The sequence below is a fragment of the Kitasatospora sp. NPDC088779 genome, assembly GCF_040685395.1.
GTDB lineage: Bacteria > Actinomycetota > Actinomycetes > Streptomycetales > Streptomycetaceae > Kitasatospora.
Genome location: NZ_JBFBHW010000036.1, coordinates 1 through 12,632 on the forward strand (window position 1 = coordinate 1; position 12,632 = coordinate 12,632).

Annotated in this window: 12 protein-coding genes; 7 read left to right on the top strand and 5 right to left on the bottom strand. The window is 71.9% G+C overall.

The features are described 5' to 3' along the window. Positions 1-111: 111 nt before the first annotated feature. The 3 genes from AB0P03_RS28185 to AB0P03_RS28195 are packed head-to-tail and all read right to left on the bottom strand — an operon-like array spanning position 112 to position 3,340. Entirely contained in the window at positions 112-1,188 is a 1,077-nt protein-coding gene (locus tag AB0P03_RS28185) for a low specificity L-threonine aldolase (RefSeq protein ID WP_363585907.1), read from the bottom strand. Further along, positions 1,185-1,943 carry an SDR family NAD(P)-dependent oxidoreductase gene (locus tag AB0P03_RS28190; protein WP_350875646.1) on the bottom strand — a complete coding sequence of 253 codons (759 nt, stop codon included), beginning with the start codon at positions 1,941-1,943 and terminating at the stop codon, positions 1,185-1,187. Before AB0P03_RS28190 ends, AB0P03_RS28185 begins: the two co-directional genes overlap by 4 nt. Continuing rightward, on the bottom strand, positions 1,940-3,340 hold the full coding sequence (locus AB0P03_RS28195; protein WP_363585902.1) for a DUF6421 family protein: 1,401 nt from the start codon (positions 3,338-3,340) through the stop codon (positions 1,940-1,942). Before AB0P03_RS28195 ends, AB0P03_RS28190 begins: the two co-directional genes overlap by 4 nt. A 516-nt stretch (positions 3,341-3,856) precedes the next feature. Here AB0P03_RS28195 and AB0P03_RS28200 point away from each other — a divergent pair. From AB0P03_RS28200 to AB0P03_RS28220, 5 genes are all read left to right on the top strand, one after another. After that, a complete protein-coding gene (locus AB0P03_RS28200) occupies positions 3,857-4,750 on the top strand; it encodes an ABC transporter substrate-binding protein (protein ID WP_363585901.1) in 894 nt (297 codons plus the stop codon). A gap of 161 nt (positions 4,751-4,911) precedes the next feature. After that, positions 4,912-5,733, top strand: a complete 822-nt coding sequence (locus tag AB0P03_RS28205; protein ID WP_350875703.1) for an amino acid ABC transporter permease — start codon at positions 4,912-4,914, stop codon at positions 5,731-5,733. Beyond that, on the top strand, positions 5,730-6,485 hold the full coding sequence (locus AB0P03_RS28210) for an amino acid ABC transporter ATP-binding protein (RefSeq protein WP_063350137.1): 756 nt from the start codon (positions 5,730-5,732) through the stop codon (positions 6,483-6,485). Before AB0P03_RS28205 ends, AB0P03_RS28210 begins: the two co-directional genes overlap by 4 nt. A gap of 207 nt (positions 6,486-6,692) precedes the next feature. After that, on the top strand, positions 6,693-7,259 hold the full coding sequence (locus AB0P03_RS28215; RefSeq protein ID WP_363631496.1) for a DUF5134 domain-containing protein: 567 nt from the start codon (positions 6,693-6,695) through the stop codon (positions 7,257-7,259). A 140-nt stretch (positions 7,260-7,399) separates the two neighbouring features. Next, the gene (locus tag AB0P03_RS28220; protein WP_363585899.1) at positions 7,400-8,347 is read left to right on the top strand and encodes a M56 family metallopeptidase; all 948 of its coding nucleotides are present in this window, start codon (positions 7,400-7,402) and stop codon (positions 8,345-8,347) included. A 62-nt stretch (positions 8,348-8,409) separates the two neighbouring features. Here AB0P03_RS28220 and AB0P03_RS28225 read toward each other — a convergent pair whose 3' ends face one another. Then, a complete protein-coding gene (locus AB0P03_RS28225) occupies positions 8,410-8,841 on the bottom strand; it encodes a MarR family transcriptional regulator (protein WP_363585898.1) in 432 nt (143 codons plus the stop codon). Positions 8,842-8,928: 87 nt separating this feature from the next. Between AB0P03_RS28225 and AB0P03_RS28230 the strand changes: the two genes are divergently transcribed. Together AB0P03_RS28230 and AB0P03_RS28235 are read left to right on the top strand one after the other, a co-directional pair. Next, positions 8,929-10,443 (top strand): MFS transporter, encoded by a 1,515-nt coding sequence (locus AB0P03_RS28230; RefSeq protein WP_363585897.1) that lies wholly within the window; start codon positions 8,929-8,931, stop codon positions 10,441-10,443. Positions 10,444-10,708: 265 nt separating this feature from the next. Continuing rightward, on the top strand, positions 10,709-11,287 hold the full coding sequence (locus AB0P03_RS28235) for a TetR family transcriptional regulator (protein WP_244293512.1): 579 nt from the start codon (positions 10,709-10,711) through the stop codon (positions 11,285-11,287). Between the two features lie 77 nt (positions 11,288-11,364). Here the strand turns inward: AB0P03_RS28235 and AB0P03_RS28240 are convergent, their stop codons facing one another. Then, positions 11,365-12,231 carry a helix-turn-helix transcriptional regulator gene (locus AB0P03_RS28240; protein WP_063350131.1) on the bottom strand — a complete coding sequence of 289 codons (867 nt, stop codon included), beginning with the start codon at positions 12,229-12,231 and terminating at the stop codon, positions 11,365-11,367. Positions 12,232-12,632: the final 401 nt, after the last annotated feature.

Consider the following 12,632-nt stretch of genomic DNA (forward strand, 5'->3'; position numbering starts at 1 on the left):
TTGCCCCCGCTCTCTCGCGGCGACTCCGGAACTGTACGGGGACAGGACCGCCACATGCAAATCGCCCCCGCCCGGGGTCCCGGGCAGGGGCGATCCGATGTTCAGGCGCCGTCAGACGCGGCCCATCTCCTCGGCGATGGCCGCCACGAAGCCGTCGATGTCGGCCTCCGTGGTGTCGTACGAGCACATCCAGCGCACCTCGCCGGTGTGCTCGTTCCAGAAGTAGAAGCGGTAGTGCTTCTGAAGCCGCTCGCTCACCTCGCGCGGGAGGATCGCGAACACCGCGTTCGCCTGGACCGGGCGCACGATCTCGACGCCGTCGATCCCGCGAACGGCCGCCTCCAGCCGGCTGGCCATCGCATTGGCGTGCCCGGCATTGCGCAGATAGAGGTCGCCGGAGAGCAGCGCCTCGAACTGGACGGAGAGGAAGCGCATCTTCGAGGCGAGCTGCATCGAGGTCTTGCGCAGGAACTTGATGTTCCGCACCCGCTCGGGGTTGAGCACCACCACGACCTCGCCGAACAGCAGGCCGTTCTTCGTACCGCCGAAGGACAGCACGTCGACGCCCACGTCCGTGGTGAAGGCGCGCAGCGGCAGGCCGAGCGCTGCGGCGGCGTTGGCCAGGCGGGAGCCGTCGACGTGGACGAGCATGCCGAGCTGGTGGGCGTGCTCGGTGATCGCACGGATCTCGTCGGCGGTGTAGAGGGTGCCGAGCTCGGTGCTCTGGGTGATGGAGACCGCGAGCGGCTGCGCGCGGTGCTCGTCGCCGAAGCCCCAGGCCTGCTGGTCGAGCAGCTCGGGGGTGAGCTTGCCGTCCGGGGTGGGGACGGTGAGCAGCTTGATGCCGCCCATCTTCTCCGGGGCGCCGCCCTCGTCCACGTTGATGTGGGCGGATTCGGCGGCGACCACGGCACCCCAGCGCGGGAGCAGCGCCTGGAGGGCGACCACGTTGGCGCCGGTGCCGTTGAAGACGGGGTGGGCCTCGGCCTTGTCGCCGAAGTGGCGGCGGAAGACGTCCTGGAGGTGGGCCGTGTAGTCGTCCTCGCCGTAGGCGATCTGGTGGCCGCCGTTGGCGAGGGCTATCGCGGCGAGGATCTCCGGGTGCACGCCGGCGTAGTTGTCGCTGGCGAAGCCGCGGACGGCGGGGTCGTGCCGCCGTACCGCGTCCGTACGGGTGAGGTCGGTCATCGGGCTGTCAGCCACAGGTGCTGTCCGTTCAGTTCTGCTGCGGGGCGGTCCCAGAGGCCCGCCAGGTGTCCGGCGAGGTCGGCGGTGTCGGTGAAGCCGGCGAACTTCGCCTCCGGCTTCTCGGCCCGCATTTCGGGGCTGACCAGCGCCTTGATGACCAGGATCGCAGCCGCTGCGGTGGGCTCGCCGTCGGGGGCGGTGGTCTCCTTCTTGAAGGAGTCCGCCATGGCGAGGGTCCAGGCCTCGGTGGCAGCCTTGGCGGCCGCGTAGGCGGCGCCGCCGGCGGTGGGCTTGTGCGCGGCGGCGGCGGAGATCATCGCGTAGCGGCCGGCGGAGCTGCGGACCAGGGCGGGCTGGAAGGCCAGCGAGGTGTGCTGGAGGGTGCGCACGACGGTGTCGTGCAGGAAGTCCCAGTCGTCCAGGCGGGTGTCGAAGAAGGTCTTGCTGCCGCGCCAGCCGCCGACCAGGTGGAACAGACCGTCGACATGGCCGTGCTCGGCCTCCAGGTGGTCGGCCCAGTCGTGGACCTCCTGCGGGTCGAGCAGGTCGATCACCTGTCCGCTGACCTTGGCCCCGCGCACGGCGATGCGGGTGGCGTCCAGCGCGGATTCGAGGCGCTGGGCGTCGATGTCGGCACCGATCACGGTGGCGCCGTCGGCGGTGAGGCGGCGCAGCACCGCCTGGCCGGCCGGGCCGCTGGCTCCGGCGACGGCGATGACCTTGCCGGTCAGCGGGGACTTGGTGGTCGTGGTCACGCGGCGGCTCCCTGGATACCGGTGCCGGTGATGCCGGCGGTGGCGGCGATGACGCCGCCGAGCTTCTTGGACAGGGCCTCGTAGAACATGCTCAGCGGGAACTCGTCCGGGAGCACCGCGTCGCACAGCGCCTTGTTGAGGGCCTTGCCATCGGTGATGTCGAGCGGCAGCGCCTCGGAGCCCTTCGCCCAGGTGGAGGCGGGGTGCGGGGTGAGGTAGCGGGAGACCAGCTGGTAGGCGGCGATCCAGTGGGCCGGCTTGGGCCGGTCGATGCCGTCGCGGTAAAGGGTCTCGATCTCGGCGCAGAGCGCGTTGGTGACCTGCGGGGCCCGGTCCCAGTCGATGCTGAGGCGGTTGTCGCGCCAGCGCAGCGCGTCGTGCTTGTGCAGGTAGGCGAAGAGCAACTGGCCGCCCATGCCGTCGTAGTTACGGACGCGGTCGCCGCTGACCGGGAAGCGGAACAGGCGGTCGAAGAGGATCGCGTACTGGACGTCGCGGGCGTGCGTGTTGCCCTCGGCCTCCAGTTTCACCGCCTCCTTGAAGGTGGTGAGGTCGCAGCGGAGCTCCTCCAGGCCGTACATCCAGAACGGGCTGCGCTGCTTGATCATGAAGGGGTCGAACGGCAGGTCGCCGTGGCTGTGGGTGCGGTCGTGGACGAGGTCCCACAGGACGAAGGTCTCCTGCGCGCGGTCCTGGTCCTTGAGCAGGCCCTCGGCGTCGGCCGGGATCTCCAGGCCGAGCTGCTGGACGGCGCTGGTGGTGACGGCGCGGAAGCGGGCGGCCTCGCGGTCGCAGAAGATGCCGCCCCAGGTGAAACGTTCCGGCGCCTTGCGCACGGCCACCGTCTCGGGGAAGAGGACGGCGGAGTTGGTGTCGTAGCCGGCCGTGAAGTCGGTGAAGGTGATCGGCACGAACATCGGGTTGTCGAAGCGGGTCCGCTCCAGCTCGGCCAGCCAGTCGGGCCACACGACGCTCAGCAGGACGGCTTCCAGGTTGCGGTCCGGGTTGCCGTTCTGCGTGTACATCGGGAAGACGACGAGGTGCTCCAGGCCGTCCTCGCGCTGGTCGGCGGGGTGGAAGGCGAGCAGCGAGTCCAGGAAGTCGGGCTCCCGGTAGCCGGTGTCGGCCCACTTGGCCAGGTCCGCGTCGACGGCGGCCAGGTAGGCGGCGTCGTGCGGGAACAGCGGGGCGAGCTCCTCGACGGCGCCGCGGACAGTGGCCAGCAGCGGGTCGACGGTGTGCCGCTGGACGGCGGACAGGTCGATCGAGCCGTCCTTGGACTGCAGCGGGCGCAGCGTCTCGACGGCCTCCTTCAGGCGCAGCCAGGCCGGGTGGCCGGCGAGGGTCGAGACCGGGGCGTCGGCCGCCGCAGCGAGCCTTGGCGAAAGATTCTGCATCGGGGACTCACTTCGACAGGAGTTATTTCAACGGAGACACCATAAGTACGAAAGGTTCTCCTGTTCAAGGGGGTCGCGACCGACAAAGCTTCGGCGTGGCTCCGCCGAGCCCCTGGCGGGGCCCCGGGGCGCGGGCCCGCCGGCCGGGCGTCCGCCATGTGGACAGGGATCTGGATGTTCTGGACAGACGCACTGTCGGAATGCGAACCTCCCGCCATGCTCCCGGCGGTGATCACGGTGACCGAGTGCCACATCGGCCTTTTCCGGGCGCCCTCTTGTTGTCACGCCTGCTGTCGCGTGCGCGGCCTCTGCCGCCGCTGTCGCTGATCCGGCTCGGAGGGCGCCGCGGACGCGGGCCCGTACGCCGACCATGCCGTGTGTGTTCCGGCGCCGCCACCGGGGGGAAGTGACCCGCCGGGCCCGCGGCCGGCCCCGGCCCGCCCGTCGCCTCCCCTGTCCCACCCGGCCCTTGCCTCCTCCCTGTCCCGCCCGGCCCTTCCTCACTGGAGCCCTGCCATGACCATCCGCAAGCCGTCCGCCGCACTGCCCCTCGCCGCACTGCTCGCCGCGGCCGCCGCGCTGACCGCGTGCGCGCCGCAGGACGCCAAGTCCGACGGGGCCGCCGCCTCGGGCTCCTCGGGTGCGGCCGGTACCGCCGCGGGCTGCGCACCGGGCGCGCTGGCGACCCGGACGGCGGGGACGCTGACCGTCGGCACCGACAAGCCCGCGTACGACCCGTGGTTCACCGAGGACAAGCCGGAGAACGGCAAGGGGTTCGAGTCCGCCGTGGCCTTCGCGGTGGCGGAGAAGCTGGGCTACCCCAAGGAGAAGGTCAGCTGGGTGGTCGCGCCGTTCGGCAAGGCCACCTCGCCCGGGGCCAAGGACTTCGACTTCGACGTCAACCAGGTGTCCATCAGTGACGAGCGCAAGCAGGCCGTCGACTTCTCCTCCGGCTACTACGACGTGCGCCAGGCCGTCATCGCGCTGAAGAACTCCAAGGCGGCGGGCGCGAAGAGCATCGCCGACCTGAAGGGCGCCAAGCTGGGCGCGCAGGTCGGCACCACCAGCCTCGACACCATCACCGACACGATCAAGCCGAGCGTCCAGCCGGCCGTGTTCGACTCCAACGACCTCGCGAAGGCCGCGCTGAAGAACGGCCAGGTCGAGGCGCTCGTGGTGGATCTGCCGACGGCCTTCTACATCACCGGCGCCGAGGTGCCGGAGGCGCAGGTGGTCGGCCAGTTCGCGGGGGCCACGCAGGGCGAACAGTTCGGCCTGGTGCTGGACAAGGGCTCGAAGCTGACCGGCTGCGTGTCGCAGGCGGTGGACGCGCTGCGCTCCGACGGCACGCTCGCGAGGCTGGAGAAGCAGTGGCTCTCCGACGCCGTCTCGGCACCGGTGCTCAAGTGAGCGGCGACGCGGTGGCGGCCGGTCCGGCGTCGGTCGCCAAGGGCCGGGACGGGAAGGGCCGCGCCGGGAAGGGGCTCGAAGGGGGTGACCTCGACGGGGAGGGCCTCGACGGCGGCGGGGGCAAGGGGGACGACGACGGCTACCGTCCGTCCGAACGGCGGCTGGCGCACGAGGCGTACCGGCGCGGCCGGGCCCGCCGGTCGGCGCTGATGGCCGCCGGGTCGACCCTGGCGACGGCGGTCGCGCTCTACCTGCTGGTCGTCAACTCCCCCGGCTGGGAGGTGACTCGGAAGACCTTCTTCAACGCCGACTACGCCCGCCAGGCGCTGCCCGAGGTACTGAAGGGGCTGCGGCTCAACCTGGAGCTGATGCTCGGCTGCGGCGCCCTGATCCTGGTGTTCGGCCTGCTGCTCGCGGTGCTGCGGACGCTGCGCGGGCCGGTGTTCCTGCCGGTGCGGCTGCTGGCCACCGCGTACGTGGACTTCTTCCTCGGGCTGCCGATGATCATCTGCCTGCTGGTGATGATCACCGGGGTACCGGCGCTGCGGCTCGGCGGGGTGACCACCGATCCGCTGGTGCTCGGCGGGGCGGCGCTGGTGCTGACGTACTCCGCCTACGTGTCGGAGGTGTTCCGCTCCGGCATCGAGTCGGTGCACCCCAGCCAGCGGGCCGCGGCCCGGTCGCTCGGGCTCACCAACGCGCAGGCGATGCGGTACGTGGTGCTCCCGCAGGCCGTGCGGCGGGTGGTGCCGCCGCTGCTGAACAACCTGGTCAGCCTGCAGAAGGACACCGGGCTGGTGTCGATCGGCGGGGCGATCGACGCGGTGTACGCGGCCAAGATCATCGCGGCCCGGTCGTTCAACTTCACGCCGTACCTGGTGGCGGGACTGGTGTTCATCGTGCTGACCATTCCGCTGACGCGGTTCGCCGACTGGCTGACCGCACGGACGAACCGTCGGCAGTTCCAGGGAGGTGCGGTGTGAGCGGGGACGTGCTCCGACTGGAGTCCGTGCGCAAGACCTTCGGCGGCCAGGTGGTGCTGCGCGACGTGGGGTTCGCGGTGCCCGAACACTCGGTGACGGCACTGATCGGGGCGTCCGGCTCCGGCAAGTCCACGCTGATGCGGTGCGTCAACCTGCTGGAGGGGATCGACGACGGGGCGGTCTTCCTGGACGGGGAGGAGATCACCGACCCGCGCGCGGACCAGGACGCCGTCCGCCGCCGGATCGGCGTGGTGTTCCAGTCCTACAACCTGTTCCCGCACCTGACCGTGCTGGAGAACATCACGCTCGCCCCCCGCCGGGTGCACGGACGGGGGCGGGCCGAGGCGGAGGCGGAGGCGCTGGGGCTGCTCGACCGGCTGGGGCTGGCGGCCAAGGCGAAGGAGTACCCGGACCGGCTCTCCGGAGGACAGCAGCAGCGCGTCGCCATCGTGCGGGCGCTGGCCACCGGGCCCCGGCTGCTGCTGCTCGACGAGATCACCGCGGCGCTCGACCCGGTCCTGGTCGGGGAGGTGCTCTCGGTGGTGCGCGACCTCAAGGAGCAGGGCATGACGATGGTCCTGTCCACCCACGAGATGGGGTTCGCGCGCGAGGTGGCCGACCAGGTCTGCTTCCTGGACGACGGGGTGGTGCTCGAACAGGGGCCGCCGGAGCAGGTGTTCGGCGATCCGCGGGAGGAGCGGACGCGACGGTTCCTCAGCCGGGTCGTCGCCTCGGGGCGGCTCGCGGGCTGAGCACCGGCCGGGGCGGCGGAGCGTGTGCCCGGTGGCCGCACACCGGGGGCACCACTGTGCGCCCCGGTGCGCGCCCTGCCCGCGCCCCGGCCACAGCGGTGATCGTGGACTGGACGACCGTCCAGACCGCGGTCGGCGGGCGACGGTGTGGCGGGCCGCACCGCACCGCCGTCGGCCGCCCGCCCTCTCCGCCCCGGGAGGCCGCCGTTGCACGGACCCTCGCTGATCAGCTGGCTGCTCGCGCTCCTCACCGCCACCGCCGGCGCCTACTGTCTCACCCGGCTGCGCCACTCCCCCTGCGCCGCCGATACCACTCACCACTTCGGCGCCCGCCGCCTGCTCGCCCGGGAGTCCGACGCCGCCGAGGCCCTGATGGGGCTCGGCATGGCCGCCATGGCCGTGACCGGCGGCGCCGTCCCGGCCACCGTCTGGGCCTGGGTGTTCGGTCTCCCCGCCACCACCTTCCTGCTCGCCGCCGTACGCGCCCCGGCCCGCCGGGCACACCGGCTGCACCACGCGATCGGTGCGCTCGCCATGACGTACATGGCGCTCGCGATGACCGCCACCCCCGGCCATCACCACCACGCCGCCGACGCGGGCACGCCGCTGCTGACCGGCTCCCTCCTGCTCTACTTCGGCGGCTACTCCCTGTGGGCCGGCACCCGGCTCCTGCACACGGCCTCCGGGGCCGTGGCACTCGGCACCGCCGGCCTGCCCCGGGCCTGCCGGCTCACGATGGGCATCGGCATGTTCGCCATGCTCCTGACCATGTGAGCCCGGATCGATCCAAGAGCCCATCCCTGACGTGGCGTTGGTCACTGGCCGGTCGAAAGCCGTTCCTCCGGACGTCATCAGCGCATAGGTTGGCAGGGAGCGCGTTGTCGCGTTCCGTGCGTACTCGGGGAGCCCATGCGATGACTGCCCTGATCGGCCTGCTGCTGCTCGGACTGCTGCTCTCGACCGTCGCGCCCCGGCTGCTGGCCCGGGCCCGCTGGGCGGAGCGCGAACCGGTGCTGGCGCTGCTGGCGTGGCAGTGCCTGGTGGTGGCCGTGCTGCTGTGCTGCGTCCTGGGCCTGCTGCTGGCCGCCTCCGCCGCGCTGCCCGAACTGCGCGCCCTGGTGTTCTCGGGCGCCCCGCACGGCGTCGAGGCCGCGTACGGCCTCCAGGACGCCGAGGGCTGGGGCCGACTGTGCGCCGCGGTGCTGGCGGCGGGCGGCCTGCAGACGGTGCTGGCGCTCACCCGCGAAGTCCGTTCCGCGAAGGCGATCCGCGACCACCGACATGCTCAACTCACGGTCCGTGCTCCGGAGTTGCCCGAGGCCATCGCGTCCGCCCGCAGCCGCCGGGAGCGGCTGGTGGTGCTGGAGAACGTCCGCCCGGAGGCGTGGTCGCTGCCCGGCCCGGACTCCCGCCTGGTGGTCACCACCGGCGCCCTCCAACAGCTGACCGACCGGGAGTTGGCCGCCGTCCTGAGCCACGAGCGCGGGCACGTCCGGGCCCGGCACCACTGGCTCCAGCAGTGCGCACAGGCGCTCGCCTCCGGTTTCCCCGGGGTCGGCGTGTTCAGTGCCTTCCGGGCCCAGGTGGAGGAGCTGGTGGAGCTGGCGGCCGACGACCGGGCGGCGCGCCGGCACGGCCGGCACACCACCGCCCTCGCGCTGGCCGAACTCAACCTGGACCGCGGGGTGTTCGGCTCCTGCCCGCCTGGTCTGGCGCAGTCCCCGCGGCGGGTGGACCGGCTGCTCGCGGGCCGTCCTCGGCTGTCCGTCCCGCACCGGCTGCGGCTCACCGTCGTCGCCCTCGCCGCACCTGCCGCGGCCGTCCTGCTGGCCGTCGCCCCGGGGCTGACCTCGCTCCTCTGAGAAGGCCCGCACCCCTTCGGAAAGGTCCGATCCGGGCGTCGGCCCACCGAGTTGACACCAGGTCAGCTTGCCGGCGGCTCGCCCAGCGGCCCGAGCGGAGCGCCGAGGGTCAGTTCGAGCACCTCGCGATGGAGCGGCCTGGCCTGCTCGTACCGCTCCCGACCGGTCCCGGTCAGGGTGATCACGATGGCCCGCCGGTCGCTCTCGCACATCGCCCGGGTGACCAGCCCGCCCTTCTCCAAGCGTGCGATCACCCGGGACAGCGCGCTCTGGCTGAGGTGGACGGTGTGGGCCAGCTCCTGCGCCCGCAGCGCATGACCGCCGCCCTGGCACCCCTCCACCAGGCGCTCCAGCACCTCGAACTCGCTCACGCCCAGTCCGCACTTGTCACCCAGCTCGCGATCGAGCATGCAGGCCGTGGCGGCATGCCGGGCCAGCAGGTCGCGCCATTGCGCGACGAGACCGGCCTCCGCCGGGGAGTCGAGATCAGCCACGGTGCCAGCCTAGCACGTGCGCCGTAAAATTATGTGTTCACATCTTATTCATTTGCATTGAATGCACGTGCATGTACTGTCCTCCCCATGACCACCGCGACCGCCACGTCACCCGACGCCCCGTCAACCAGCGGGCTGAGCTGGACACCCCGCCTCTGGGGCACCCTGATCGTGCTCTGCGCCGCCATGTTCCTGGACGCCCTGGACGTCTCCATGGTCGGCGTCGCCCTCCCGTCCATCGGCTCCGAGCTGCACCTCTCCACCTCCGCCCTGCAATGGGTGGTCTCCGGCTACGTGCTCGGCTACGGCGGCCTGCTGCTGCTCGGCGGCCGCGCCGCCGACCTGCTCGGCCGCCGCCGGGTCTTCCTGGTCGCCCTGGGCGTCTTCGCCGCCGCCTCGCTGCTCGGCGGCCTGGTCGACGACGGCGGGCTGCTGATCGCCGCCCGCTTCCTCAAGGGCGTCAGCGCCGCCTTCACCGCCCCCGCCGGCCTGTCGATCATCACCACGACCTTCGCCCAGGGCCCCGCCCGCAACCGGGCGCTGTCGATCTACACCACCTGCGGCGCCAGCGGCTTCTCGCTCGGACTGGTGCTCAGCGGGCTGCTCACCTCGGTCGGCTGGCGCTGGACGTTCCTGATGCCCGTTCCGGTCGCACTGCTCGCCCTGCTCTTCGCGGTCCGGCTGCTCCCCCGCCCCGCCGAGGAGCGCGCCAAGGGCGGCTACGACGTGCTGGGTGCGATCACCGGCACCGCGACCGTGCTGCTGCTGGTGTTCACCGTCACCGAGGCGCAGGGCGTCGGCTGGCTGAGCCTGCGCACCGTCGGCTCGCTGGTCGTGGTCGCCGCACTGGCCGCCGCCTTCCTGCTGGTGGAGAGCCGCACCGCCCACCCGCTGGTCCGGCTCGGCATCTTCCGCAACGGCTCGGTCGCCCGGGCCAACGTGATCGCCTTCGCCATGGCCGGCGCGTACGGCGGGTTCCAGTTCGTCGTCACGCTCTACCTGCAGCACCTGCTGGGCTGGTCGGCGCTGCAGATGGCCCTCGGGCTGCTGCCGGCCGGCGCGTTCATCGCGCTCTCGGCACCGTTCATGGGTCCGATCGTGGACCGCTTCGGCACCGGCAGGCTGCTGCCGATCGGCCTGCTGGCCCTGGTCGGCGCGTTCGCACTGTTCCTGCGGCTGGACGAGCACAGCTCGTACCTGGGTCTGGTCCTGCCCTCGATGCTGCTGCTCGGCGTGGGCTTCGCGCTGGCCTTCCCCTCGGTGAACATCGCCGCCACCGACGGCGTGGGCGACGAGGAGCAGGGTCTGGCCTCCGGCCTGGTCAACACCGCGATCCAGGTCGGCACCGCGGTGGTCCTGGCCGGCGCGACCGCGATGATCGCCGCCGGCAGTGCCGGCGGCGACAGCCCGCAGGCGCAGCTGGACGGCTACCGGCCGGCCCTGGTGTTCGTCACGGCGGTCGCGCTGTTCGGCCTGCTGATCGCCGCGGTGGGCGCCCTGGTCGACCGGCGGCGGACGTCAGCTCCCGCGCCGGTGCGGGACTACGATTACCCCCCGGTCGGGTCGAGCACGGCGCGGACCGAAGTCCTGACCAACCGCTGACCGTCGACCGCCGCCCGGGGGGCCGGCCCCCCGGCCCCCGCCGTCGGACAATGGCGCCGGCTCCACCAAACCCCCGTTTTGGTGGAGCCGGCCGTCTTCTGTACCGGGCGCCCGAGCGGCGCCCACCGGCGCGCGGTTTCACGGTGCGACTACCGGCTCCGCCAGTATATTGGCCCGGAGCCAACGAACGTTCGGAGCAGACACGATGGCACCTCGCGGGGATTCGGTCAATGAGGAGATGCGGCAACGCTCCCGTCTGCGCATCATGCGAGCCACCGTCGAACTGGTCGACCGGCACGGATACGCGGGCACCACGCTGACCGACATCGCCGAGCGGGCCGGGCTCGCGCGCGGGCTGCTCTCCTACTACTTCGACGGGAAACGGCTGCTGATGCAGTCGGCGACGCACCGGATGATGCACCAGTCGCTCTCCGGCGCGCTCGCCGAGCTGACCCCGGACGCCACGCCGGCGGCCCGGCTGGCCCGCGCGATCGACGCGGTTCTCACCCTCGCCCTGGAGCATCCGCGGGTGATGCGCTCGCACCTCGCGCTGATCCTGGACCCGGACTCCGGCGCCTTCGTCCAGGACCCGGAGCAGCAGCAGCTCGGCGCGATCCTCCAAGGCCTGCTGCTCGACTGGGGCGCACCGGACCCGGCCGCCGAGCACGCGGTGCTGCGCAGCGCGCTGATGGGCGGCTGCATCGGGGTGCTGCTGCCGGGCGCCGAACTCCCGCTGGCACTGATCCGGGCCGACCTGTTCCGCCGCTACGACCTGCCCTGGGAACTGGGCACCCCGCCGCAGGCACTGCCGCCGGAACGCGAACGGCCGCCGGCCCGCGGCTGACGGCGGGTGGACGGCGGCTCGGTGTCCGGGCGACCGATCGCGGGCGCCGGACCCGTACGCTCTGCCGGGAGTTCCTCTCAGCGTTCCTTGAGGATCGACGCCAGCAGGTCCACGGTCCGCTCCGGCGTGAGGCTGTCCACGCAGAGCCGCTCCATGACCTGGATGTACGCGTCGACGTCGTCCCGCTTGTCGAGGTACAGCGCGCTGGTGAGCTGCTCCAGGTAGACGACGTCCGCGAGGTCCTGTTCAGGGAAGCGCAGGATCGTGAACGCCCCGGACTCCCCCGCGTGCGCGCCGAATCGGAACGGCATCACCTGGATCACGACGTTGGCCTGCTCGGCGACGTCGATCAGGTACTGCACCTGGCCGCGCATCACCTTGGGCCCGCCGACGGGGCGGCGCAGCGCGGCCTCGTCGATCACGGCCCACAGTCGCGGGCTGGCGCCCTCGGTCAGCAGCTTCTGGCGACGCAGGCGGAGGCTGACCCGCCGCTCGATCTCCTCCTCGCTGACGACCGGCCGACTCTGGCCGAAAACCGCCCGTGCGTACTCCTCGGACTGCAGCAGTCCGGGGATGAACTGCACCTCGTAGGTGCGGATCAGCTGGGCGGCCTCCTCCAGGCCGACGTAGGTCTGGAACCAGCCCGGCAGCACGTCGTTGAAGCTGTGCCACCAGCCGGACTTGTTGGCCTCGCGGACCAGCCCGAGCAGTGCCTCCCGCTCCAGGCCGTCGTCCACGCCGTAGAGGCTGAGCAGGTCGGCGACGTCGCGCTCCTTGAAGCTGACGCGGCCGAGTTCCATGCGGCTGATCTTGGACTCCGAGGCCCTGATCGCGTAGCCGGCGTCCTCGCGCGTGATGCCGCGCGTCTCACGCAGGCGACGCAGCTGAGAACCGAGGAGGATCCGGCGGACCATCGAGCCGCCGCCCGGCTGAACTGTGGTCATGCGGTCGAAACCTCCACCTAGGGCAAACAGCGCACAGTCTGCCATCAGTTGAGCGCTCACGGTGCCGATACTGACGGATGTTCCTATCAGTTCCACACTCCACACACCAGGATGCACGTGCATCCGGCGCTTGCATATGCCAATAGTGCGACTGCACGTGAATCGACTCTTGCATCTGCAGTGAGCGCACACCACCATGGTGCACGTGCACCTGCACATCCCTGGCATTCCCGCGGGCTCCGCGTCGACCCCACGCGCGACTCCGTGCACCGACCCGGCAGCGTTCCCCCGCGCCACCGGGGGTTCGTGTGCGCGCGCGCTGGTCGAGGGGGCGGCCGAGCGGCCGAGCGAGTCGGAGGTGACCGGCATGACCCCGGCGGGTCCAGCCGTGTCCGCCCCCT

Bases quoted from the DNA above. Each gene is read 5' to 3' on its own strand.
- AB0P03_RS28220 (WP_363585899.1), top strand. From the start codon at position 7,400: ATGACTGCCCTGATCGGCCTGCTGCTGCTCGGACTGCTGCTCTCGACC.
- AB0P03_RS28185 (WP_363585907.1), bottom strand. From the start codon at position 1,188: ATGACCGACCTCACCCGTACGGACGCGGTACGGCGGCACGACCCCGCC.
- AB0P03_RS28230 (WP_363585897.1), top strand. From the start codon at position 8,929: ATGACCACCGCGACCGCCACGTCACCCGACGCCCCGTCAACCAGCGGG.
- AB0P03_RS28235 (WP_244293512.1), top strand. From the start codon at position 10,709: ATGCGAGCCACCGTCGAACTGGTCGACCGGCACGGATACGCGGGCACC.
- AB0P03_RS28195 (WP_363585902.1), bottom strand. From the start codon at position 3,340: ATGCAGAATCTTTCGCCAAGGCTCGCTGCGGCGGCCGACGCCCCGGTC.
- AB0P03_RS28240 (WP_063350131.1), bottom strand. From the start codon at position 12,231: ATGACCACAGTTCAGCCGGGCGGCGGCTCGATGGTCCGCCGGATCCTC.
- AB0P03_RS28200 (WP_363585901.1), top strand. From the start codon at position 3,857: ATGACCATCCGCAAGCCGTCCGCCGCACTGCCCCTCGCCGCACTGCTC.